Here is a 24821-nt window from a genome sequence, read left to right on the forward strand (position 1 = left end):
ATCGGCTCCCGGGCTCAGGCGGCGCGCCAGTAGCCCAGCGCGTTCACCCGGTCCTTGGGGAGCGCGAGGTCCTTGCGCACATACGAGGTGAGCGCGCGCGTCGTCGTGGTGTCGCAGGCGATCCAGACGTACGCGCCCGACGCGTCGCCGAGCAGGCCCGGCAGCGCGGACTTCACCTCGCCGACCAGCTGCGCGCCGGCGTCGCGGCGGGGCACGCGGCGCACTTCGTGGTGGTCGGAGTCCAGGCGCAGCGGCAGGTTCTCGTCCGAGTCGTGGGACGTCTCGAACCAGATCGTCGCCGGGATCTGCGGCAGCGCGTCGAGCAGGGAGTTGATCGCGGGCAGCGAGGCCGGGTCGCCGACCACGAAGAGCCGCTCGGGCAGCGGCTCGGGCGCCGCGAAGCCGGTGCCCTGCAGCGTCGCCTCGACCTTGTCGCCCGGCTGCGCCTTGCGCGCCCAGTCGCTCGCGCAGCCCGCGTGCAGGGCGAACTCCAGGCTGAACGTTCCTGCGGCCGGGTCGGCGTCCACCAGGGTGTAGGCGCGCTGGTGCGGCTTTCCGCCGTTCTCGAACCAGACGCGGACCCACATGGTGGGGTGCACGCCGGTCAGGGCGAGCATGCCGCCGTCGGTGAAGTGCACCCGCCGGAAATGCTCGGTGACGTCCTCGGCTCCGGTCACGGTGAACTCGAAGTCCTTGCCCCGCATCAGTTTGAGGACGACGCCCTCCCAGCCATGCCCCACGGCGTTCTTCCTCCCCAGACCCCGGCTCCGAGACCCCTGGATTGTGTCCCGGACAGCCGTCCCTTAAGTTAGGCCAGCCTAACCTAAAAGAGTCGGGGAGCAGAGTGAGCACAGAGATCTACCGGGACGCCTGGGGGATCCCGCACATCAAGGCGGACAGCGCGGCTGACCTCGCCTTCGCCCAGGGACGGACCACGGCCGTGGACCGAGCCTGGCAGATCGAGGTCGACCGGCGCCGCGCGCAGGGGACGTCGGCCGCCTTCCTGGGCGAGGACGCCCTGCCCTGGGACCGGTTCGCCCGCCAGTCGCGGCTGGACGACACCGCCCGGCGCTGCTTCGAGAACCTCGACGAGGATACGGCCTCCTGGATCAAGGCGTACGTCGACGGGGTCAACGCAGGTCTCGCCGAGGGCGCGCGCCGCTCGCCCGAGTTCGCGGCCGCCGGGCTGACGCCCAAGCCGTGGGAACCGTGGGCGCCGCTGGGCATCTGGCTCGCGACGCACATCCTGTTCGCCGGGTTCCCCACCAAGCTGTGGCGCGAGGAGGTCGCCCGCGCGCTCGGCGACGAGGCGATCGAGCTCTTCGCCACCGACGGGCCCGGCACGTCCGGGAGCAACGGCTGGCTGGTCACCGGCGAGCGCACCGCCACGGGCGCGCCGCTGATCGCGGGCGACCCGCACCGCTTCATCGAGGACCCGGGCATCTACCAGCAGATCCACCTGGTCTGCCCGGAGTTCGACGTGGTGGGCCTCGCGGTCCCCGGCGTCCCGGGCATCGCCCACTTCGGCCACACCGGCGCCGTGGCGTGGGCCATCACCAACGCCATGGCCGACTACCAGGACCTCTACCGCGAGCGGCTGCGGCGCACCGGAGCGCAGGTCGAGGCGCTGGGACCGGACGGCTGGCGGCCCGCCTCCGTCCACACCGAGACCGTCGAGGTGGCGGGCCAGGAGCCCGTCGAGGTCGAGATCGTCGAGACCGAGCGCGGGCCCGTCGTGATCGGCGGGGTGGACGAGGAGGCGGCCGTCAGCCTGCGCTATCCGCCCCGGGTGACCGCGGACCTCGGCTTCGGGGCGCTGCCCGCGCTGCTGCGGGCGCGGACCGTCGCCGACGTCGACAGAGCCTTCGACCAGTGGGCCGAGCCCGTCAACGTCGTCCAGGCCGCGGACACCGAGGGCGGGCTGCTGCACCGCGTCGCCGGCCGGGTGCCCGTGCGGCACCGGGACAACCGGCTGCGCGTCGTGCCCGCCTGGACGCCGGGACACGAGTGGAACGGCTGGCACGAGACGCCCCGCGAGAAGGTCGACGGCGTGGCCGTGATGGCCAACCAGCGCGGCATCGCCGGCCCGCTGGGCGTCGAGTTCGCGCCGCCCCACCGGGCGGCCCGCATCAAGCAGCTGCTCGACGAGCGGACCGACTGGTCGGCGGAGCGGATCACGGCCGTCCACATGGATACCCAGGTCGCCTCCGCCCGGCCGCTGCTGGAGCTGCTGCCCCAGCTGACCGGGCTCACCGACGAGGCGGCCCAGCTGCGGGACCGGCTGCTGCGCTGGAACCGCCGGATGGACGCCGAGAGCACCGACGCCGCGGCCTACGCGGACGTGCGGTCGGCGCTCGCCCGCCGTCTGGCGGCTCACCCCGTGTTCGCGGGCCTGGCCGAGCCCCCCGCGTACCCCGCGGTCTTCCAGCCGTGGCTGGGCCTGCTCCCCCGGGTCGCCTTCGCGCTGGAGGGGCTGCTCACGCCCGGGGCCGTCCCGGCCGTCGACGAGGCGATCGACCGCGCCGCGGAGCTGCGGGCCGCCCTCGAGGAGGCGGCCGTGGGCGCCGCGGCGGCCGACGGGCCGGCCCAGACCTGGGGCGAGCGGCACCGGCTCGCGCCGTGGCAGGCGCTGCCCGACTCGAGCGGCGAGCAGTGGCCGGGGCTCTCCGGGGACCAGGACTGCGTGCTGTCCACGTCGAGCGTCCCGGGGCTCACCGACCTCAGCGCGCGCGGGCCCGCGGCCCGCTATGTGTGGGATCTCGCGCGGCGCGAGGACAGCCTGTGGGTGGTGCCGCTCGGAGCGTCCGGCGTGCCCGGCGACGCCCACCGGCGCGACCAGCTGCCGCTGTGGCTGCGGGGAGAGCTCGTCCCCGTGATCACCGATTGGAACAGAATGACCGAGGAGAACCATGCCTTCTGAATCCCCCGCCCTCGTCCGCGAGGCCGTGCACGTGCAGGTCGTCGAGGGCTTCGGCGCCGTCCGGATCGTGCCGCTGGACCCCGCCGACGACTTCGACGTCGACGTGGTCCACGGCTGGGTCACACAGGAGCACGCCAGGTTCTGGGGCATGCTCGGCCACACCCGCGAGCAGGTCCGCGAGATCTACGAGTACGTCGACTCGCTCTCCACCCACCACGCCTTCCTCGTCTACCGGGACGACGAGCCGGTCGCGCTCTTCCAGACGTACGAGCCGGCTGCCGACCCCGTCGGCGAGTGCTACGAGGTGCTGCCCGGAGACGTCGGCTTCCACCTGCTGATCGCGCCCGCCGAGGGCGGCGGGGAGTCCGGCTTCACCGGGCAGCTGGTGACCGCGTTCCTGTACTTCGTGCTGGCGGACCCAGGACATCTGCGCGTGGTGGCCGAGCCGGACGCCGGCAACGGCAAGGCGATCGAGCGCATGGTCCGGCTGGGCTTCGTTCTCGGCGAGGAGATCGACAAGCCGGAGAAGCGGGCGCGGCTGGCCTTCCTCACCCGTGAGCAGCTGCTGGCGATGGCCGGCTGACCGGCCCCGGCGCCTCGGCGACGGCCCCGGTCTGCGAGGCGGACCGGGGCCGTGGCGCGTGCCCTCGCTCGTGCCCTCGCGCAAGGCTGGCCAGAGGGCGATCACGCGGGCCGTCGCACGTGGCCGTGGTGCAGGCCGTGGCGCGAGGCCGGCCAGAGGGCCATAGCGCGAGGCCGGTCGGAGGGCCGGTCGCGCGGGCCGTGACGCGAGGCCCGTCGGAGGGCCAGTCGCGCGAGGCCGGTCAGCGGGCCGTGACGCGACGCCCGTCAGAGGGCTGTCACGCGGGCCGTCGCACGTGCCGTGGCGCGAGGCGCTGAGGGCCATGGCGCCTGCCCGTGGCGCGAGGCCCGTCAGAGGGCCGTGGCGCGAGGCCGTCGCACGTGCCGTGACGCGACGCCCGTCAGAGAGCCGTGTCGAGGTAGTCCGCCACGATGGCCGCGAACTCGTCCGGCGTGGCTATGCGGGTGCCCAGCTGCTCCGCCTTCTCCCTCTTCGATCCGGCGTTCTCGCCGGCGACCAGCAGCGCGGTGCGCTTGGAGACGCTGGAGGAGGACTTGCCGCCCGCCCGCTCGATCAGCTCGTTCATCTCGTTGCGGGAGAGCTTCTCCAGCGCACCGGTCATCGCGCCGGTGACCACGACGCTCATGCCGTCCAGCGGGCCCGCCTCGGCGGCGCCCTCCTCGCCGGCGCTCTCCGGGTCCGCCGGCGGGGTCGCGCCCGGCTCCGTCATATTGACGCCCGCCGCGATCAGCCGGTCGATCAGCGGCGACAGCTCGACGAGCTCGGCGACGACCGTCTTGGCCTTCTCCGCGCCGATGCCCTCCACCCGCTGGAGCGCCTCCGCGTCGGCCGCGCGGATGTGCTCCATCGTCGCGAAGTGCCGGGCGATGCGGCGCGACATGGACCGGCCCGTGCCGCGCACGCCGAGCGCGCAGAACACCCGGGACAGCGGCTGCGTCTTCGCCCCCTCGATCGCGGCCAGGAGGTTGTCGGTGCTCGTCTCGCCCATCCGCTCCAGGTCCAGCAGCTGCCCGCGGGTCAGACCGAACAGATCGGCGAAGTCGCTGACCAGGCCGCCGTCGACGAGCTGGACGACCCGCGTCGCGCCGAGGCCCTCGATGTCGAGCTGATCGCGCCCGGCGGCGTACGAGACGGAGGCCACGAGCCGGCAGTTCCGTCCGCGCACGCACCGCCAGCGCTGCTCGGAGGTGTCGATCTCGGAGCCGCACTGCGGGCACTGTTCGGGGAAGACGATCGGCTTCTCGTCCCCGGTGCGCAGATGGGCCACGGGCGCCTCGATACGCGGGATGACGTCGCCCGCCTTGTAGACCATCACCTGGTCGCCGATGCGCAGATCGCGTCGGGTGATGTCGGCGGGGTTGTGCAGCGTGGCATAGGAGACGGTCGAGCCGTCGATCTCCACGGGCCTGAGCACCGCGCGGGGCGCGATCGCGCCGGTCCGCCCCACGTTCCACTCCACGTCGAGCAGGGTGGTGACCTTCTCCACGGCGGGCAGCTTGTACGCGACGGCCCAGCGCGGGGCGCGCGAGCCTGAGCCGGCCTCCGCCTGGTCGGCGGCGAGGTCCGCCTTGACGACGATGCCGTCGATGCCGAACGGCAACTGGGCGCGCAGCGCGCCGATCTCCTCGACGCGCGCCTGCACCTCGGCGACCGTCGCGACGGTGCGAGGGGCGACCTCGGTGGTCTCCGCGGTGCGCACGCCCAGGCTCGAGACATAGACCATCAGCCGGCTGTGCGGCCACGTACGGAGATTCTCGGCGAGAGCGTCGTCGGAGGCGGGCGTCGGCAGGGCGCCGTAGCCGAAGAACGTCATCTCCACGGTGTACTCGCGGTCCTTGGCGCGCAGCGTGCCGGCCGCGCCGTTGCGCGGGTTCGCGAACGGCGCGCCGCCGTGCTGGGTCCGGGCCGCGTTGGCGCTCTCGAACTGCTCCTCGGTCATCAGGACTTCGCCGCGCACCTCAAGCGTGACAGGCTCGGCGAGGCGGTCGGGCAGTCCGACGACGGCGCCTATGGCGTGCGAGACGTCCTCGCCCGCGCTCCCGTCGCCGCGGGTGACCAACTGCGCCAGCCGGCCCTCGTGATAGCGCGCCGCTATCGCGAGGCCGTCCAGCTTCGGCTCCACGCTCCACTGCTCGACGGGCCGGCCTATCCGCCGTTCCAGGGAGGCGGCCCAGGAGACCAGTTGCTCGGCGGAGAAGACGTTGTCCAACGACAGCATCGGTACGGTGTGGGGCACGTCCCCGACGGCCGCGCCGCCCGCCACCTTCCCCGTAGGCGACTCGGCGGCCACCTCATCGGGGTGCGATCTCTCGTACGCCTCGATGCCGCGGACCAGACGGTCATAGGCGTCGTCGTCCAGCGGGCTCTCGCCGGCGGCGTAGTACGCGGCGGCTGCTTTGGTCGCGGTCTCGACCGCCTGGGCGTAGGCCGAGGCGTCCTCGATCACGGCGGCGGCGGCAAGAGCGGCAGGAGCGGCAGATGAAGTCGTCATGGCTCTCATACTGCCGCCCACCACTGACAACGGCCTGCGGCCGACGGCCTCAGCGGGCCTTGCGGAGATGGAGGTGGCCCTCCAGGGGGAACGGGGGGTGCGGGGCCAGCGTCGTCTCATAGGCGTAGCCGCACTTCTGGGCGACGCGGCAGGAGGCGACGTTGTCCACCTGGTGGAGCAGCTCCAGCTGTTCGAGTCCCTCGTCGGCGAAGGCGTCGAACGCCCACCCCGTCACCGCCTCCAGCGCCCGCACCGCCACGCCCCGGCCGCGGGCGGCCGGGCTGGTCCAGTAGCCGACCTCGGCAGCCGGCGCCGAAAGACCAGGCCGCTTGAGCGCCGTGTTGCCCACCAGGGCGCCCTCCCCGTCGGCGCCCAGGTCCTCCAGCACGGCGAAGCCCAGGTACTCCCCCGTGTCCCAGCCGTGCCGGCGGATCTCCAGCCAGCGCACAGCGTCCTCCCGGCTCTCCACGCCGGCCCTGGTGAACCGGCGTATCAGCGGGTCGAGGTGCGCCTCGACCAGCGCGTCCAAGTCCCCCTCGTGCCAGGGGCGCAGCAGCAGCGCGGGCTGGGACGGCGTGGCGGCCACGCGCAGTACGACGGTCATCGACGGCTCTCCCCGTTGCTTCCCCGACAGGCGACGCTGCCGATCTTCCCAGACGCGCGAGCGAGTTCCCCGTCCCCGCGGACGGCCCCGGGATGCGCGCACCTTCGGCGTAAGACTTTCGTCACCAGGTCAGACGGTGCTTCCGCGCCCCGCATGACGTTGAATTGAAGGAAAGAAGCGCAGAACAGGGCGGGTGTGAGGAGACGATGGTGGGACGCGTACGCAGATGGCCGGGCAGACCGTGGACCGTGGCGGTGCTGGCGCTCGCGGTGGCGGCGGCCGTCGTGGGGCTGTACTGGTTCCAGCCGTGGAAGCTCTGGGTCGACGAGACCGTGCGGGACGAGCTGCCCACGGCCGTCTCCGACCCCGGCGCGAACGACCCGGCCGAGTCCGCGAAGCCCTCGGCGCCGCGGACGCTGGCCTCCGGCGAGCTGATCAGCCATGAGCACGAGACCACCGGCTCGGTGAAGATCCTGGCTCTCGCGGACGGCTCCCGGGTGCTGCGGCTGGAGAACCTCGAGACCAGCAACGGCCCGGACCTGCGGGTGCTGATCACCGACGCCGCCGTCGTCGACGGAAAGGACGGGTGGCACGTCTTCGACGACGGGAAGCACGTCAGGCTCGGCAAGCTCAAGGGGAACAAGGGCGACCAGAACTACGCCCTGCCCGCCGGCCTCGCCCTGGACGCGTACACGAGCGTGTCCATCTGGTGCGACCGCTTCGACGTCTCCTTCGGCGCGGCGGAGCTCCACCGCGCCTGACGCGTCCCCCCTCGCCCGGCCGTCCGCTCAGCCGGCCTCGTCGAGTTCGGCGAGCCGCCTGCGGTCGACCTTCCCGCTGGTCGTGTGGACGAGCCGGGGCACGACGACGATCCGGGCGGGGATCAGATGGCGCGGGCTGCGCTGGCGCAGGTAGGCGAGGATGTCGCCGGGCAGGGCGTCGGGGTCCGCTCCGGGCACGGCGACGACGTAGGCGGCCAGGCTGGTCAGACCGTCGCGGACGCGGCCGGCGACGGCCGCTGCGGCCACCTGCGGGTGCGCGGCGAGCTGGGCCTCCGCCTCGCCCGGGTCGACGCGGACGCCGGCGACCTTGAGCTGGTGGTCGGCGCGCCCCTCGTGGAACAGGACGCCGCCCTCGGCGCGGCGCACCAGGTCCCCGGTGCGGAAGAAGCGCGTCGGCCCGCCGGCGGCCCCCAGGACGAGGAAGCGCTCCGCGGTGGCGGTGGGCTGCCCGTGGTAGCCCAGGGCGACGCTGTCGCCGCCGATCAGCAGCTCGCCGTCGCGGCCGAGGTGCTCGACGACGTGCGGCAGCGGCCCGCCGATCGGCACGGGACCGGGCGCGGCCTCCTCCTGCGCGTGCGGCCCGTGCAGATCGACCGCGTGGGTGACCAGCGTCGTCTCCGTGCAGCCATAGGTGTTCACAAGCCGTACGCCCGCGCTGTCGAGCGTGCGCCAGTCGGCCAGGCGGGCGGGGTGGGCGGCCTCGCCGCCGATGACGAGGGTCCGCAGCGACGGCGGCAGGGGGCGGCGCTCGCGCACCAGGTGGTGGACGAGCTCGTGCCAGTAGGCGGTGGGGAGGTCGGCGAGGGTGATCCGCTCCCGGTCGAGAAGCTCGAGGAACCGGGCGAACGAGCCCGCGTGGGCGGCGTCGTCGATGACGAGGGCCGCCCCGGCGGCGAGTGCGGGCAGGATCTCCTCGAAGCAGGTGTCCCAGTTGAGCGAGGCGAACTGCAGCACCCGGTCCTCGGCCGCGACGGAGAGGAATCCGCTCAGGGAGCCCACGGCGGCGGCTATAGCGCGCCGCGGGGTCACGACGGGCTTGGGCGCTCCGGTGGATCCGGAGGTGAACAGGATGTACGCCGGGTCCTCGGGCGAGACGGCAATGGGCTCCTCGGGCGCCTCAGACCCCTCAGGCCCGCCGGGCTCCTGCGGCCGCGCGGCCGAGGCCGCCTCCGCGACGTCGAGGACGGGCAGGTCCACGACGGGTGACGCTCCGGCGGTGGCGACGGCGATACGGCAGCCGGCCGCCCGGGCGAGGGCGGCCCTGCGCTCGGCGGGGAACTCGGGGTCGATCGGGCAGTACGTCCCGCCCGCCGCGAGCACCCCGAGAAGGGCGGCGATCGTGTGCGGCGTGCGCGTGGCGGCCACCGCGACCGGGCCAGGGCGGGGCCCGAGCCGGACGGCGACGGCGGCGACCAGCGCGTCGAGGGCGCGGTAGTCCAGCGTGGTTCCGTTGTGCACGATCGCCGGCCGGTCGGGGTGGCGCCGGGCCGCCTCCCGGAACGCGTCGACGACATCGGGACCCGTTGAGAGCGCGGCGAGCGCGGCGAGCGCGGAGGCAGTGGGCATGGCGGTACGTGTCCTTTTCTTCGTCGTCTGGAGGGGGAGCCGGCGGCGGGGCGTCAGACGTGGGCGAGCGGCGGGGCGGCGCTCTGCTCGGCCCACCAGCGACGGCCTTCCTCGCCGAGCGTCCGCAACGGGTCGTAGTAGTGGTGGCGGCGGCCGAGGGCGCTCGCATCGCCCTGCTCCAGCGCGGTGCGGAAGTTCTTTGTCCAGGAGGAGACGCCGCGTTCGCGGTCGTACGCGTCGGCCTGGTGCACCCACCGCTTGCCGACGAACGGCACGTCGCAGACGAGACGCGGCGTGGCGAACCCCGGCAGATAGCCCATGATCGCCTGCTGGAGGTCCTGTGCCTCGTGGAGCGCGATCCGCCAGTGCTCGGCGTTGGGGATCATGTCGCAGAGGTAGAAGTAGTACGGCAGCACGCCCGCGCCGTCGAGCAGCGCGAAGCAGACGTCGAGCAGGGCGGGGGCGGAGTCGTTCACTCCGCGCATCAGCACGCCCTGGTTGCGCACATCGCGCACGCCGAGGTCGAGCATCGTCTGGGCGGCCTCGGCGTTGAGGGGGGTCACCTGCTGGGCGTGGTTGACGTGCGTGTGGATCGCCAGGGCGACCCCGCGGTCCCGCGCCCTCTTGGCCAGCCGCTCGACGCAGCCGCGCGCCTCGGCGGTCAGCCAGTGCTGCGGCAGGTCCATCAGCGCCTTGGAGGCGAGTCGTACGTCCTGTACGTGGCCGATGTCGAGCAGCTCCCCGAGGAATCGCTCCAGCCGGGGCCAGGGAACGTTGGCGACGTCTCCGCCCGAGACCACGACATCGCGCACCGCCGGGGTGTCGCGAATGTAGTGGAGCATCGCATTCAGCCGGTCAGGCTGTCGTGCGGCGAATTTCAGTTTCGTAACCTGGGGCGTGGAATTCCCGACCAGGTCCATTCGGGTGCAGTGGCCGCAGTACTGCGGGCAGGTGGAGACGAGTTCCGCGAGGACTTTCGTCGGATAGCGATGGGTGAGCCCCTCGACCGCCCACATATCCGCCTCGTGCAGCGAGTCGCGTGAGGCGTAGGGATGCGAGGGCCACTCAGGATCCCGGTCGGAGAAAGCGGGCAGCATATGGCGGCGGACCGGATCCGTGTACATCGCCGCCGCGTCCGGAATGGCGTCGGGAACCATCATATTGAGGACGTAAGGCGGCAGCAGCAAGGACATCGTGGCGAGCTCGGCCTGGTCGCGGTCGATGTCCCGGTAGAACGAGTCCGGCAGCAACTGACCGTACACAGCCTTGAGTTGCCGTGTGTTCTTGACGCAGTGGGCGCGCTGCCAGCGTACGTCGAGCCACTCCTCGTCGGTGACGTCCCGCCAGCCCGGCAGCCGTTTCCAGTCCGGCTCCACGAGTTCTCTGCGCGCATAGGAATACGGCTGGTGAAGCATGGTCATCCCCCTTGGCGCCGCAGTCCCCGACACGCGGCGCAAAACGCCCGGCCGGCCGCTTCGACCGGCTGTCCCGCCGACGGGGACGGTTAGAACGTAGCCGCAGGAAGTGCGTCCGGCCATGCGGACCGAGGCGTTCTGGGTGCAGCTTGCTGTCAGTGGCAGCTACAGGTCAGCAAAGGCCGCCTGTCAGCCCTGCCGGACTTCTCTGCCCCGGTGCTAGCGTTGCCGGTCACCGGAATTGGACGGCGCCGCTCTTTGACCTGTCGGCGGCCACACGTCGAATTCGCGCTCATCATTTCCCTTTTCCTCTTTTCTCAGGCAGTCTCCAGGGGGCGGACGTGTCACATTTCGAGCATGACCATTGGCCGGCGTCGACGGCGCAGAGCGGTGTCTGGTTCGCCCAGCAGCTCGCCCCGGACAGCTCGGCCTACGTCGTCGCCCACTATGTGGAGATCCGCGGCGCGCTCGACCCCCTGCTGTTCGAGGTGGCGGTCCGTCAGGGTGTGCGGGAGACCGAGGCGATGAATGTGCGCTTCGCCGTGGACGCGGACGGCGACGGCCTCTCGCAGATCCTGGACCCGCTGGAGTTCTGGGCGTTCCCGCAGCTGGATCTGCGCCACGAGGCCGATCCGCTCGCCGTCGCCGAGGCGTGGATGCGGGCGGACGCCGTGCTGCCGCTGGATCTGGTGAACGGGCCGCTGTTCTCCATGGCGCTGCTGCGCACCGGCGACGACTGCTATCTCTGGTATCAGCGCTGCCACCACATCGCCATGGACGGCTTCGCGGGGTCGCTGCTGACGAGCCGGATCGCCGCGATCTACACGGCGATGACGGACGGCGCCCCGGCGGAGGAGGGCGCGTTCGGATCGCTGCGGCTGCTGCTGGAGGAGGACGCGCAGTACCGGTCGTCGCAGAGCCATGCGGAAGACCGGCTCTACTGGTCGGAGCGGCTGGCCGGCCGGCCTCCGGTGGTCCGCTTCCCCGGCCGCGGCGACCGCTCGGGCGCCGCAGCCGACGGCCTCGGCTTCCTGCGGCAGACCGTCGAGGTCGGCGCGGCGTCGGCGGCCCGGCTCAAGGAGCTCGCCTCGGCGACCGGCACCAGCGTCTCCGGGGTGCTGATCGCCGCACTGGCCGGTGTGCTGCAACGCCTCGCCGGCGCCGAGGATGTGACGCTGGCGCTCCCGGTCACCGGCCGCACGACCCGCAGCGCCAAGTCCATTCCCGGCATGACGTCCAATGTGGTGCCGCTGCGGCTGACGGCCGGCCCGGACGCCACGCAGCGGGAGCTGGTCCGCCAGGTCTCCCTCGAGGTGCGCCAGGCGCTGCGGCGCCAGCGCTACCGCTACGAGGAGATCCGCCACGACCTCGGGCTGACCGGCAAGGACGACCGGCTCGCCGGTCCCTCCATCAACATCATGATGTTCGAGAGCGGGGAGACGTTCGGCGGGCTGCCCTCCACGGTCCACAACCTCGCCAACGGGGCGATCGAGGACTTCGACGTCATGGTCTACGGCTCCGGCGGCCTGGTGACCCGCATCGACTTCAACGCGAGCCCCGCGCGGTACGGGCACGACGATGTGACCGCGGTGCGCGAGGCGTTCACGTCCTGGCTGGAGTCGGCCGCCGCGCTCGGCCCCGACACGCCGATCGGCCGTATCGCGGTGACGGGCGCGGACGAGCGGCACTGGACGCTCGCGACGCCCCCGACCCCCGTCCTCTCCCCCGAGCCGGCTGCCGCGCCCGCCGAGGCGGCCCTCCCGCAGACCGGCCAGCCCGTCCCCGCGACCGTACCGGCCGCGCGGCCCGCACGCCGCCCGCGCGGCGCGATCCGCCCTCCCCGCGGCCCGGAGGAGGAGATCCTCTGCGCGCTGTGCGCCGATCTCCTGGGACGGGAGCGCGTCGGGCCGCAGGACAACTTCTTCGACCTCGGCGGTCACTCGCTGCTCGCGATGCGGCTGATCAGCAGGGTCCGCTCGGCCTTCGGCGTCGAGCTGGGGATCCGGGACCTGTTCGAGGCGGAGAGCGTCGCCGCGCTGGCCGCTCTCGTGCGCGACGGGCACGAGGCCCGGCCCGCGCCGCTCGCCGTCGCGCAGCGGCCCGACGTCATACCCCTCTCGCCGGGCCAGCGCCGGCTGTGGTTCCTCAGCCGCGGGGACGCGGACCGGGTGCCGTACAACCTGCCCATGGCGCTCCGGCTCCGGGGCGAACTCGACCGGGCGGCGCTGGCCGAGGCGCTCGCCGACGTGACGGCCCGGCACGAGAGCCTGCGCACGGTCTTCCCGGACGTGCACGGCGAGCCCCGCCAGGAGATACGCGCCGCCGCCGCGTCCCGCCCGCCGCTGACCGTCTCGGCGGCGAGCGAGAGCACGCTGACGCAGACACTCGCGGAACTCGCCTCGGCCGACTTCGACCTGTCGACGGACCTGCCGCTGCGCGCCCATCTGCTGGAGCTGTCCGCCACCGAGCACGTGCTGCTGCTCGTCGTCCACCACATCGCGATGGACGGCTGGTCCGCCGTGCCGCTGGCGGCCGATCTGGCGCGCGCTTTCGCCGCGCGGTCGGGCGGCACGAGCCCCGACTGGGCGCCGCTGCCGCTCCAGTACGCCGACTACACCCTCTGGCAGCGCGACCTGCTCGGCGACGAGAACGATCCCACGAGCCGGCTGGGGCGTCAGCTGTTGTACTGGACGCAGACGTTGGCCGACCTTCCGCAGGAGACGGCTCTGCCGACCGACCGGCCCAGGCCCGCCGTCGCAGGCCACCGAGGCGCCACCACTCCTCTCGACATCGACGCCGACACCCACCGCCGCATCGGCGAACTCGCCCAGCACACCGGCGCCAGCGTCTTCATGATCCTCCAGGCCGCCCTCGCCGCCCTCCTGTCCCGACTCGGCGCAGGCCACGACATCCCCATCGGCACCCCCATCGCCGGACGCACCGACGAAGCACTCGACGACCTCGTCGGCTTCTTCGTCAACACCCTCGTCCTCCGCACCGACCTCCACGGCAACCCCACCTTCCGCCAACTCCTCGACCGCGTCCGCGACACCGACCTCGCCGCCTACGCCCACCAAGACCTCCCCTTCGACCGACTCGTCGAGACCCTCAACCCCCCACGCACACCCGGCCGCCACCCCCTCTTCCAGATCATGCTCGCCCTCCAGAACAACACCAGGGCGAATCCCGAGCTCCCGGGGCTGCGGACGGAGTTCGTGCCGCTCGACTCCGGCGTCGCCAAGTTCGACCTGGCCTTCGAGGCGATGGAGCAGTTCGCGGCGGACGGCAGTGCGCGGGGAATCACCGGCTCGGTGGAGTACGCCGTCGACCTGTTCGACGCGTCGACCGTCCAGGGGCTGGTCCGCCGGCTCGAGCGGTTCCTCGCGGACGCGGTCGCCGCCCCCGACACCCCCATCCGCCAGATCGACGTCCTCGAACCCGCCGAGCGCCACCGCATCCTCCACGAGTGGAACAGCGCCGCAGCCCCCGTCGAGCCCGCCACCATCCCCCATCTCTTCGAGACCCAGGCCGCGAAGACCCCGGACGCCGTAGCCCTGCTGTTCGAGCAGGAGAGCGTCGACTACGCCGAGCTGAACCGCCGCGCCAACCGGCTCGCAGCCGAGCTGATCGACCGGGGCGTCGGCCCCGGTCAGCTCGTCGCCCTGGTGCTCCCGCGCTCGGTCGACATGGTGGTCGCGCTGCTGGGCGTGCTGAAGTCCGGCGCGGCCTTCCTGCCCGTCGATCCGGTGTACCCGAGGGACCGCATCGGCTATCTGTTCGCCGACTCGACGCCGGTCGCGGTCCTCACGACCGGCGCGCTGGCGGCGACCGTCCCGGACTCGGCCGCGCAGGTGCTGCTCCTGGACGCGCCCGAGACGGCTGCCGCCCTGGCATCGCGCAGCGCCGAGAATCCGGGCGACGACGATCGGGGGCGTCCTCTGTCGGCGCTGGACACGGCGTACGTCATCTACACCTCGGGCTCCACGGGCCTCCCCAAGGGCGTGCTGGTCCCGCACGCGGGCGTCGGCCCGATGGCCGCGGGCCTGGCCGCGCGCGCCTCGTTCGGCGCGGGCAGCAGACTGGTGCAGTTCGCCTCGCCGTCGTTCGACGCGGCGGTCGCCGAGGTCGCCATCTGTCTGCTGACGGGCGCGACGCTGGTCCTGGCCCCCGCCGAACGGCTGGTGCTCGGCGCCGAATTCGTGGGTCTGGTGCGCCAGCACGGGGTCACGCATCTCATGCTCGTGCCGAGCGCGCTCGCCGCGCTGTCGGAGCAGCACACGCTGCCGGCCGGCGTCGCGATCGTCCTCTGCGGCGAGGTGCTGCCGGGCGAGCTCGCGACGCGCTGGTCGGACGGCCGGCTGCTGCTGAACGGCTACGGCCCGACCGAGGCGACCGTGTGCACGACGACGAGCGTGCCCGAGTCCCCGACGGTGGGCGGCGCGCCGCCTATGGGCAGGCCGCTGCCGGGCATCCGGACGTATGTGCTGGACGAGAGTCTGCGGCTGGCGCCGGTCGGCGTCCCGGGCGAGCTGTACATCGCCGGCACGGGCGTCGTCCGCGGCTATCAGGGCCGCGCCGGCCTGACGGCGCAGCGGTTCGTCGCGGACCCGTTCGGGCCTGCCGGGAGCCGGATGTACCGCACAGGCGACCTGGTGCGCTGGCGCTCCAGCGGGGACCTGGAGTTCCTGGGGCGCACGGACGAGCAGGTGAAGATCCGGGGCCTCCGTATCGAGCCGGGCGAGACGCAGGCGGTGCTGGCGGATCATCCGGCGGTGTCGCAGGTCGCCGTGGTGGTGCGGGAGGACCGGCCGGGCGAGCTTCGGCTGGTCGCGTACGCGGTCCCCGCGGAGGGGGCCGGCCCGGAGCACGACGGCGCCGAGCAGAGCTCCGGCGACCGAGGCGCGTGGATCGCGGGCGAGCTGACGCGCCTGGCGCAGGAGCGGCTGCCCGCGCACCTGGTGCCCGCCGCGGTCGTGGTCCTGGCCTCGCTGCCGTTGCTGACCAGCGGAAAGCTGGACCGCAAGGCGCTGCCCGCCCCCGAGCAGCGGCCGCGGACCGGCGGCCGCAAGCCACGCACCCAAGCTGAGCGCGTCCTGTGCGAGCTGTTCGCCGAGGTGCTGCGCATCCCGGAGGTCGGCGTCGACGACAGCTTCTTCGACCTGGGCGGCCATTCGCTGAGGGCGATGCGGCTGGTCGCCAAGGTCCGGGGGCGGCTGGGCGTGGAGCTGACCGTGCGCACGCTCTTCGAGAAGCCGACGGTCGCCGAGCTCGCCCCGCTCGTGGCCGCGCCGCCCACCGTGGCGAGCGCCCGCGTTCGGCCGCGGCCGAGGCCGGAGCGGATCCCGCTGTCGCCGGGACAGCGCCGGCTGTGGTTCGTCAACCGCCTCGAAGGCGGGGGCGCCGCGTACAACATGCCCATGGCGCTACGGCTGACGGGCCGTCTGGACCGGGCGGCGCTCGCGCAGGCGCTGGGCGACGTGGTGGCCCGGCACGAGAGCCTGCGGACGCTGTTCCCCGACGCGGAAGGGGAGCCGTACCAGCTGATCCTGACGCCGGAGCAGGCCGGGATCGAGCTGACGGCGACCTCGGTGGACGAGGAGTCGCTGGCCGGCGCCCTGGAGGCCGCGGCGCGCCGCGGCTTCGACATGGCCGCCGAACTGCCGGTGCGGGCCGATCTCTTCGAGCTGTCCGCCACCGAGCACGTACTGGTGCTCGTCGTCCACCACATCGCGGGCGACGGCTGGTCCTACGCCCCGTTCCTGGCCGATCTGGCGCGCGCGTTCACGGCGCGGTCGGGCGGCACGAGCCCCGACTGGGCGCCCCTGCCCGTCCAGTACGCCGACTACACCCTCTGGCAGCGCGACCTCCTCGGCGACGAGAACGACCCCGACAGCCGCGTCAACCGCCACCTCGCCTTCTGGACCGAGACGTTGGCCGATCTCCCGCAGGAGACGGGCCTGCCCACCGACCGGCCCAGGCCCGCCGTCGCAGGCCACCGAGGCGCCACCACCCCGCTCGACATCGACGCCGACACCCACCGCCGCATCGGCGAACTCGCCCAGCACACCGGCGCCAGCGTCTTCATGATCCTCCAAGCCGCCCTCGCCGCCCTCCTGTCCCGACTCGGATCAGGCCACGACATCCCCATCGGCACCCCCATCGCAGGACGCACCGACGAAGCACTCGACGACCTCGTCGGCTTCTTCGTCAACACCCTCGTCCTCCGCACCGACCTCCACGGCAACCCCACCTTCCGCCAGCTCCTCGACCGCGTCCGCGACACCGACCTCGCCGCCTACGCCCACCAAGACCTCCCCTTCGACCGACTCGTCGAGACCCTCAACCCCCCACGCACACCAGGCCGCCACCCCCTCTTCCAGATCATGCTCGCCCTCCAGAACGACTCCGCGAGCCGTCCTGAACTGCGCGGCCTGGAGGTGGACTTCGAGTCGGTGGACTCGGGGGCCGCCAAGTTCGACCTGCTGGTGGACCTCCGGGAGCGCCACGACGAGGACGGCACCCCGGCGGGGGTGAGCGGCTCGGTGGAGTACGCGATGGATCTGTACGACCCCGCCACCGCGAGCGCATTCGCCCGCCGGCTCGAGCGGTTCCTCGCGGACGCGGTCGCCGCCCCCGACACCCCCATCCGCCAGATCGACGTCCTCGAACCCGCCGAGCGCCACCGCATCCTCCACGAGTGGAACAGCGCAGCAGCCCCCGTCGAGCCCGCCACCATCCCCCATCTCTTCCAGGCCCAGGCAGCGAAGACCCCGGACGCCGTAGCCCTGACGTGGAACGGCGAGGCCCTTGCGTACGGCGAGCTCAACGCCCGCGCCAACCGGCTAGCACGGCTGCTCGCCGCGCGCGGCGCGGGGCCCGAGCGGCTGGTGGCCGTGGCGCTGCCGCGGTCGGCCGACCTCGTGGTCGCGCTGCTCGCCGTGCTCAAGTCGGGCGCGGCCTATCTCCCGGTCGACCCGGACTACCCGGCCGAGCGCGTCTCCTTCATGCTCCAGGACGCGGACCCGGCGCTGCTGCTGAGCACCTCGGCCGTCGCGGCGCAGACCCCGGGCGCCGCGGTCCCCGCCGTGCTGCTGGACGATCCCGAGGTGGTGCGCGCGCTCGCCGAGACCCCGGCCGGCGACCTCGCCGCCGACGAGCTGAGCACGCCCCTTGCGCCCGGCCACCCTGCGTATGTCATCTACACCTCCGGCTCCACGGGCCGGCCCAAGGGAGTGGTGGTTCCGCACGCCAACGTGAACCGGCTGTTCGCGGCGACGGACCGCTGGTTCGGCTTCACAGCGGACGACGTGTGGACGCTGTTCCACTCGTACGCCTTCGACTTCTCCGTCTGGGAGCTGTGGGGCCCGCTGCTGCACGGCGGCCGGCTGATCGTCGTGGACCAGGATGTGAGCCGCTCGCCGGCGGACTTCCTCAGGCTCCTGGTCGAGGAGAGGGTGACGGTCCTCAACCAGACCCCCTCCGCCTTCTACCAGTTGGCGCGAGCCGACCGGGACGACCCCGGGCTCGGCCGCCGGCTCGCGCTGCGCCATGTCGTGTTCGGCGGCGAGGCGCTGGATCTGAGCCGTCTGGAGGACTGGTACGCACGCCATCCGCAGGACGCCCCCTCGCTGGTGAACATGTACGGCATCACCGAGACGACCGTGCACGTCAGCCATCTGGCGCTGGACGAGGCGACCGTCCGCGAGCGGACCGGGAGCCTGATCGGACGCCCGATCCCCGATCTGCGGGTCCACGTCCTCGACCGGTGGCTGCAGCCCGTGCCCGTGGGCACGCCGGGCGAGATGTACGTCGCCGGGGCCGGGCTCGCGCGCGGCTATCTGCGGCGGCCCGCGATGACCGCGGGGCGTTTCACCGCCGATCCGTTCGGGGCGCCGGGCAGCCGGATGTACCGCACGGGCGACCTGGCCCGGTGGCGGCCGGACGGGACGCTGGAGTACCTCGGGCGCGGCGACGACCAGGTGAAGGTCCGGGGCTTCCGGATCGAGCCGGGCGAGGTGGAGGCGGCGCTGCGGGGCTGCGCCGGCGTCGCGGACGCGGCGGTGCTGGTGCGCACGGACGCCGTGGGCGACGCACGGCTCGTCGCCTATGTCGCCCCGGACGCGGGCGCGGTCGCGGAGCCCGCGGCGCTGCGCAAGGCGCTGGCCGAGGAGCTGCCGCCGTGGATGCTGCCGCAGGCGTACGTCACGGTGGCGGCGATCCCGCTGACGCCGAACGGCAAGCTGGACCGGGCCGCGCTGGAGCGCACGGCCGCTGTGTCCCCCACGGCCGCGCGGGAGGTGACGGCCCCCAGGGACGCCCTGGAGCTGCGGATCACCGAGGCGTGGCGGACGCTGCTCGACCTCAAGGAGGTCGGCGTCGACGACGACTTCTTCGAGCTGGGCGGCGACTCATTCAAGGCGGTGCGGATCGCCCGCCGCATCGACCCGGAGCTGCCGGTGATCGAGGTGTTCAAGCACCCGACCCCGCGCCGGCTCGCGGCCCGGCTGCGGGCGGCCGAGTCGCCTGCCGCACACGCCGACAACTGGCTGCACCGGCTGACCCCGGAGCGGGAGGCCGAGCCCCGGCTGAGCCTGGTGTGCGTTCCGTACGGCGGCGGCAGCGCGCTCGCCTACCAGCCGCTGGCGCGGGCGCTGCCCGGCCATCTGGCGCTGTGGGGCGTCACCTTGCCGGGCCACGATCCGGCGGACCTCGACGGCGAACGCGTGGACTGGGCGGAGGCGGCGGAGCGGCTGGCCGAGCAGATCACCGCCACGGTCTCCGGGCCGTTCGCGCTGTACGGCCACTGCGCGGGCACGGTCTTGGCCATGGAGCTGGCACGGCGGCTGGAGCTGCGCGGCGCGGCGCCCGAGGCGCTGTATCTGGGGGCCGCGCTGCCCGAGGAGACGGCAGCCGGCGCCGAGGAGCAGGCCGGTTCGCTGGCCGGATCGGACGAGCAGCTGGAGGCGTTCCTGCGTTCGCTGGGCGGCTTCGACGGCGCTCTGGACGGCGACGACACGGCGGGCGCGGTGCAGCTGGTGCGGCACGACATGCTCCAGGCCACGGCGCTGGCCGCGCGGGGCCTCGGCGACGGGCGGCCGCGGGTCCCGGTCTGCGTCGTGGTCGGCGAGGACGACCCGCTCACCGAGGGCTACGCCGAGCGCTACCGACGGTGGGCGGAGGACGCCGAGTTGGAGGTGCTGGCGGACGCGGGGCACTACTTCGTCAAGCACCGGGCGCCGGAGCTGGCGGCCCTGCTCGCCGCCCGCCATCCGGCCGGTGGGAATCGGGCCGACCGGACGGACCCCGGCGTATGAGCTAGGTGCGCGTCGGCTCCACGCCGGCTCAACGCGCCCTGTCAGTAAGGCAGCACGCGGCCTGAAGGCGTCCGCAGGTCCAGGTCGCGTGCCGGCCTGGGCCGCACGGGCCTGCGGATGCGGATCTGCGGGGCCTTGGCCATCCTGCTCACCCCCGTGTCCTCGAAGAGACTGGCACCGTTGCACACCGGGCTCCAGCCTTGCTCGGGCTTCGATGCATCAGGGCGTCGGAGCGGCTGGAAACCATCGCTCATGGCTGAGCAGCGACTGTTGACGGAGAGCCCGTGGCATATGACGTTGGCACCACCGTATCGAGTGTTGCCAATTCACTTACGGGCCCTCGCTCCCTGTGCAACAGTCGTAACCGGTCCATCGTTGAGACCTGGCCGTGGCCGCGCCTGTATCGGAGTACGACATGCCGTCCCATGTGTTCGCGGACCGTCCCGCCCCACAGCCGCCCGAGCGCGGTTCCGTGGACGCGCTGATCTCGCAGACGCGTCGGCTCCGCGGCGAGGTGGACGCGGTGCGCAGAGAGGCCAGAGAGGCCGTCGTCGAAGAGGACGACGCCCAGGGACGCTGGCAGCGCGCGCTCTGCGACCTCGCGGTCCACCACCTCGACGACCTGGGCGCGCATCTGGGCCAGCTCAAGAAGGGCCTGCCGGACGAGCCGGGCGAGGCGTACGCCGAAGAGCTCGCGGAGTTCGAGGCGGACCACGCCCAGAGCAGCGGCTCGCTGCTCAGCCGCGTCGGCAGCGCCGAGTGGAACCTCCTCACCGACGAGGTGAGCTGGTCCGACGAGCTCTACCAGATCCTGGGCCGCGCGCCCGAGGCCGGCCCGATGTCGCTGGACGAGCTGCCCGCCATGGTCTTCGCCGAGGACCAGGGGCTGTTGACCGCGATGGTGACGGACTGTCTGGTGGACGGGCGCCCCATCGACGGCGAGTTCCGGATGGTCCGCACCGACGGCCGGGTGCGCACGGTCCATATGATGGGCGAGCCGGTGCTCGACTCGGACGGCTCGACGGCCTCCATGTGGGCGGTGCTGCGCGACGTCAGCGAGCTGCGGCGCAGCCAGCGGGCCGTGCGCGAGAGCGGCGACTCCCTTCAGCGCCGGCAGCACTTCGAGCAGACCGAGCACCGGCTCGCCGTCGAGCTCCAGGAAGCGGTGCTGCCGCCGTGGCGCGGCTCGTTGCAGTTCCCGCAGGACGGTCCCGCCTCGCTGGACGTCGCGGCGCACTATCTGCCGTCCACCAACACCGCGCTGATCGGCGGCGACTGGTACGACGCGCTGCAACTGCCGGGCGGCCAGTCCCTGTTGAGCGTCGGCGATCTGACGGGGCACGGGGTGACCGCGACCTCGGCCATGGCGATGCTGCTGGGCGCGCTGCGCGGGATGGCCGTGGCCGGAATCCAGCCAGGCCCGCTGATGACGCATCTGAACGAGCTGCTGGAGACCTCCGTTCAGCCCGCGCTGGGCAGTGCGGTGTGCTGCCGTTACGACCCGGCCGAGCGGACCCTGTCCTGGGCGCAGGCCGGGCACCCCGCCCCGCTGCTGTTCCGCGACGGGACGGGGCGGGCGCTGACGCCGCCCGAGGGCGTGCTCCTCGGGGCGACGTCCGGCGCGGGGTACGAGCAGGCCGAAGTCCAGCTCCTTCCCGGCGATCTGCTGGTTCTGCACACCGACGGGCTGACCCGTAGGAGCGCTGCCGGGGAGCACGACGCGGACAGGCTGCTCGCGCTGGCGCCGCGGTTCGCCGAGGCCCGGGACGCGCAGGACTGCGTACGGACCGTCCTCGAGGAGCTGGGCGAGGACAGCCGCGACGACGACGCCTGCGTGATGGTCGCGAGGATCGGCGAGTAGCCAGACGAGTGCCAAGCGAGTGCCAAGCGAGTGGGCCGGCAGAGGTAGAGGCGAGTAGCGAGTAGGTGGGAACGCCTGCTCGCGCGCAGGCGGAGGAGCCGGTCCGGGAGGGCGTCTGGCGGCAGGCAGGAGCTGTGGCCGCCAGGGCCGCTATGTGTGTGGTTGCCGGATCGTCGGAACCGTTGCCCGGATCTCGGGTCTCAGGGGGTGCCGGGGCGCCCGGATCTCAGGCCCCGGATTCCCGCAGAGTGCGGATGCCGGATGTGCCGCGGAGTCGCGGTGTCCGGCAGGGTGGTCGTGGATGTCCCGCAGATTTGGCATTCCCGCAGGTTTTCGGATGACCCGCAGAGTCGCGGATGTCCTACGGAGTGAGCGCGGAGACGGCGGATACGCGAGGGGTACGAGGAGGTGGCGGCGAGACTAGGCGTCCACGCTCCGCGCCCTCTTCAACGGACTGTTGGGCAGGGCCAGTTGGATCTCTTCCCGCAGGTCAGCGATCTTCGCGTAGCCCGCGTACTGTCCCGTCAGCCGGTACATCTCCCGCAGCCTGTCCCACGTCCGGTGCGAGGAGGTCTCCCCCATCGAGACCAGTGCCAGCCTGGCGTAGCGGTCGGCCTGTTCGGGCTCGTCGGCGATGAAGCACGCCGAGGCCAGTGAGATGTAGTCGAAGATCTTCGAGCGCTGACGTCCGCCCTCGCGCAGCTCCAGCGCCTTCCTGGCGTGGTGCTGGGCGGTCGGCGCGGCCGATGGATCGTGGTCGGCGAGCGTGCGGTAGGCCAGTGCCTCCATGCCGTGCAGATCGGCCTCGTCGAACATCTGCATCCAGCAGGGCGGCGGCACGTCCCCCTTGTCGGAGACGAAGAGGTCCTCGGCTTCGCCGAGCGTGCGGCGCATGGCCTGGCCGCGGCCCATGGATGCCTGCGCCCAGGCCTCGATGGTGTGCAGCATCGCCTGGGTGCGGGGCAGGACTTCCTCGCCCGAGCCGGACTTGGCGAGCTTCATCAGGTCCAGGGCGTCGTCCGGGCGGCCCAGATGAACCATCTGCCGGGCGGCGCGGGAGAGCGCTTCGCCGGCGCGTGGGCGGTCGCCGCCCTCGCGCGCCGCGTGCGCGGCGATGACGAAGTACTTCTGGGCGGTGGGTTCGAGGCCGACGTCATGGGACATCCAGCCGGCGAGTACGGCGAGGTTGGCGGCGACGCCCCACAGGCGGCGCTGCAGATGGTCGGGGTGGCGGTAGGCGAGCATGCCGCCCACCTCGTTGAGCTGCCCCACGACGGCCTTGCGCTGGAGCCCGCCGCCGCGTGCGGCGTCCCAGGCGCGGAACACTTCGACCGAGCGCTCGAGCGCCTCGATCTCCTGCGACCCGATGGGGGCGGCCTCATAGCGGTCGAACCCAGCGGGGTCGGCGTGCAGGGGATTGTCGATTCGGGGGGCGTCGGGGGTGAGTGCGGGGTCGGTGTGAAGCCAGTCGTGCATGGCGCTGCTGAGTGCGGAGCCTGCGGCGAGCGCGGCGCCCGCGCCCACCAGGCCGCGTCGGTTGAGCATGAGGTCCATTCCCGTGAATTCGGTGAGGACCGCCGCCGTCCGGTCGGGCGCCCACGGAAGGCCGTCAGGGTTCTCTGCTCCCTGGACGTCCCGCCGTCTACCCGTGCGCCCGCTCCGTACGAAACCGAGGTCCTCGATGGTCACGACACGGCCGAGACGCTCGGTGAACAGAGCTGCCAGCACTCTCGGTACGGGATCGCGCGGGGTCTCCCCCATGTCGATCCAACGCCGCACCCGTGAGGTGTCGGTCGCCAGCTGCGGGTGGCCCATGGCCGCCGCCTGCCGGTTCACGAGTCTCGCGAGCTCCCCTTTGGACCAGCCGGCCAGGCGGAACAGGTCGCAGAAGCGGGTGTTGGGTTCTCCGGTCACGTCAAGCCCCCAGGTTCTCGGCTGAGTTGACAGTAACCCCGTGTCAGAGGCCTGGCGACCATTCGCCAGGGTTCGCCAGGGTGCGCCAGATGGTGTGCCACCCGCAGCCGGGTGTGACGTAGGAACGCGCCACCTCGGCCCGGCAGCCGGAAGCATTCCCCAGGGTGCCGACCGGCTGTCGGGGCGGGCAGCGCACGCAACTTGTCGGCACACGAAGGGATCTGTAACTCCCATGTACACAGCATCGTCCTCCGTGTCCGCCCCGCCCCGGCCGCAGCGCTCCGCCGTACCGGTCGGCGCCGGACCGTATCTGGACCCCACGCACGCCGGTCGGGCCCGACGGCCCGCCGGGACGATCGGACAGCCCCTCAGCGGGAGAATCGACTTGTCCGGCCCCCAGGGCGCGCAGCTGCGGATGGCCATCGCCTCGGTGCACCGGATCTGCCCGGAGTTCAACCCGGTGCAGGTACTGCGGCGAAGCGGCCGCTCCGTGCTGCTCGTGGGCACCACAGGGCGCACCACGGCAGTCGCCAAATGCTTACTGGACCACTCGCCCGTCTGGGCCGAGCGGCTCCGCCACGAAATAGCTGCATACCGCGCCTTCGTCCGGCACCGCCCACCAGTGCGGGTCCCGCGGCTGATCGCCGCGGATCCCGACAACTGCACACTGGTGATCGAGCGGATGCCGGGCCGGGCGGCGGCCCTTGCACGGCACCCGGCCGAGGCTCCGCCCCGTGCCGATGTGCGGGCCGCCCTCGGCGCGATCGCGCGACTCAACGCCTGGCGGCCGCCCGCCGGGATGTTCGACGCCCCGCTCGACTACGCGTCGCGGATCTCCCGCTACCACGAGCTGGGTCTGTTCACCGACCGCGACCTCGGGGACCTGCAGAAGCTGCTGCACGGCCTGGCGTTCGCGAGCGGCAGGCAGGGCATGGGGCAGTTCTGTCACGGCGACGCGCTGCTCTCCAACATCCTGCTGTCGCCGGCCGGTCCGGTGCTGGTCGACTGGGAGCACGCCGGCTGGTACCTGCCCGGCTACGACCTGGCGACGCTCTGGTCGGTGCTCGGAGACGCCCCGCTGGCCCGGCGGCAGATCAGCCAGCTGGCCCAGCAGGCGGGTCCGGCGGCGCGGGACGCGTTCCTGGTGAACCTGATGCTGGTGCTGACCCGGGAGATCCGTACATACGAGACGGCCGTCCAGCGGACCATGCGGGAGGCGCCGCCGGCAGGCGCGGGGCATGCGCAGTCCGGTGGGCTGTCGGCCGGCGAGGAGCAGCGGCTGCTGCTGCGGCGGCTGCACGACGACTGCGCGCTGGCCCGGCGGGCGGTGCGCGCCGCGGTCGGCACCCG

The 24821-nt window shown here is 72.8% G+C and carries 13 protein-coding genes; 6 read left to right on the top strand and 7 right to left on the bottom strand.

Annotation, left to right across the window (positions count from 1 at the left end; all coding sequences use genetic code 11):
- Window positions 1-14: 14 nt before the first annotated feature.
- On the bottom strand, window positions 15-740 hold the full coding sequence (locus AB0M39_RS22355) for a siderophore-interacting protein (protein WP_365366982.1): 726 nt from the start codon (window positions 738-740) through the stop codon (window positions 15-17).
- Window positions 741-844: 104 nt separating this feature from the next.
- On the opposite strand from AB0M39_RS22355, the gene AB0M39_RS22360 reads away from it, so the two are divergent.
- Complete coding sequence (locus AB0M39_RS22360; protein WP_365366985.1) at window positions 845-2920, top strand: penicillin acylase family protein; 2076 nt, start codon at window positions 845-847, stop codon at window positions 2918-2920.
- Entirely contained in the window at window positions 2910-3503 is a 594-nt protein-coding gene (locus tag AB0M39_RS22365; protein ID WP_365366987.1) for a GNAT family N-acetyltransferase, read from the top strand. The genes AB0M39_RS22360 and AB0M39_RS22365 overlap by 11 nt, the downstream gene beginning before the upstream one ends.
- 400 nt (window positions 3504-3903) lie before the next feature.
- Here AB0M39_RS22365 and ligA read toward each other — a convergent pair whose 3' ends face one another.
- Together ligA and AB0M39_RS22375 are read right to left on the bottom strand one after the other, a co-directional pair.
- Window positions 3904-6015: an NAD-dependent DNA ligase LigA gene (ligA, locus tag AB0M39_RS22370; RefSeq protein WP_365366989.1), complete on the bottom strand. Its 2112-nt coding sequence runs from the start codon at window positions 6013-6015 to the stop codon at window positions 3904-3906.
- Window positions 6016-6064: 49 nt separating this feature from the next.
- Window positions 6065-6619: a GNAT family N-acetyltransferase gene (locus tag AB0M39_RS22375; RefSeq protein WP_365366991.1), complete on the bottom strand. Its 555-nt coding sequence runs from the start codon at window positions 6617-6619 to the stop codon at window positions 6065-6067.
- Window positions 6620-6825: 206 nt separating this feature from the next.
- Between AB0M39_RS22375 and AB0M39_RS22380 the strand changes: the two genes are divergently transcribed.
- Window positions 6826-7380: a DM13 domain-containing protein gene (locus AB0M39_RS22380; protein ID WP_365366993.1), complete on the top strand. Its 555-nt coding sequence runs from the start codon at window positions 6826-6828 to the stop codon at window positions 7378-7380.
- 27 nt (window positions 7381-7407) lie between these two features.
- Here AB0M39_RS22380 and AB0M39_RS22385 read toward each other — a convergent pair whose 3' ends face one another.
- Entirely contained in the window at window positions 7408-8967 is a 1560-nt protein-coding gene (locus AB0M39_RS22385; RefSeq protein WP_365366995.1) for an AMP-binding protein, read from the bottom strand.
- 53 nt (window positions 8968-9020) lie between these two features.
- Window positions 9021-10382, bottom strand: coding sequence for a lysine 2,3-aminomutase (locus AB0M39_RS22390; RefSeq protein WP_365366997.1), 1362 nt, complete (start codon window positions 10380-10382; stop codon window positions 9021-9023).
- Window positions 10383-10723: 341 nt separating this feature from the next.
- Here AB0M39_RS22390 and AB0M39_RS22395 point away from each other — a divergent pair, with 341 nt between their 5' ends.
- Window positions 10724-19696 (top strand): amino acid adenylation domain-containing protein, encoded by an 8973-nt coding sequence (locus tag AB0M39_RS22395; protein WP_365366999.1) that lies wholly within the window; start codon window positions 10724-10726, stop codon window positions 19694-19696.
- A 41-nt stretch (window positions 19697-19737) separates the two neighbouring features.
- Here AB0M39_RS22395 and AB0M39_RS22400 read toward each other — a convergent pair whose 3' ends face one another.
- Complete coding sequence (locus tag AB0M39_RS22400) at window positions 19738-19950, bottom strand: DUF5999 family protein (protein ID WP_365367001.1); 213 nt, start codon at window positions 19948-19950, stop codon at window positions 19738-19740.
- Window positions 19951-20111: 161 nt separating this feature from the next.
- On the opposite strand from AB0M39_RS22400, the gene AB0M39_RS22405 reads away from it, so the two are divergent.
- Window positions 20112-21557 carry a SpoIIE family protein phosphatase gene (locus AB0M39_RS22405; RefSeq protein WP_365367009.1) on the top strand — a complete coding sequence of 482 codons (1446 nt, stop codon included), beginning with the start codon at window positions 20112-20114 and terminating at the stop codon, window positions 21555-21557.
- A 420-nt stretch (window positions 21558-21977) separates the two neighbouring features.
- On the opposite strand, the gene AB0M39_RS22410 is transcribed toward AB0M39_RS22405, so the two are convergent.
- Entirely contained in the window at window positions 21978-23471 is a 1494-nt protein-coding gene (locus tag AB0M39_RS22410) for a hypothetical protein (protein ID WP_365367003.1), read from the bottom strand.
- Window positions 23472-23703: 232 nt separating this feature from the next.
- On the opposite strand from AB0M39_RS22410, the gene AB0M39_RS22415 reads away from it, so the two are divergent.
- Window positions 23704-24821, top strand: a 1118-nt coding sequence (locus tag AB0M39_RS22415) for an aminoglycoside phosphotransferase family protein (RefSeq protein ID WP_365367005.1), incomplete at its 3' end; no start/stop codon positions are given.

Origin of the sequence: Streptomyces sp. NPDC051907 (assembly GCF_040681075.1) — a bacterium.
Classification (GTDB): domain Bacteria; phylum Actinomycetota; class Actinomycetes; order Streptomycetales; family Streptomycetaceae; genus Streptomyces.